The sequence below is a fragment of the Undibacterium sp. TC4M20W genome, from assembly GCF_049340245.1.
In the GTDB taxonomy this organism is placed as follows: Bacteria; Pseudomonadota; Gammaproteobacteria; order Burkholderiales; family Burkholderiaceae_D; genus Undibacterium.
On record NZ_JBMPPI010000105.1, the window covers coordinates 1 to 219 of the forward strand.

Below are 219 nucleotides of genomic sequence, written 5' to 3' on the forward strand. Positions count from 1 at the left end.
CGAAATACCATTGATTGCCTTTTTTGGTCTGGCGCATTTCCGGATCACGTTTGCCTTCTTTGTTCTTGGTGGAAGAAGGTGCTGAAATGATCGTAGCATCGACGATGGTGCCGCCCGACACTTTCATCCCTCGCTCCTGCAGATGACGGCCTACTTCTTCGAAGATACGTTTGCCAAGGTCATGGCGCTCCAGCAGATGCCGGAATTTGCACACTGTTG

At 51.1% G+C, this 219-nt stretch carries 1 pseudogene; it reads right to left on the bottom strand.

The features are described from left to right. Positions 1 to 219: pseudogene (locus ACO0LL_RS30480) on the bottom strand (IS5/IS1182 family transposase); the annotation flags it as partial.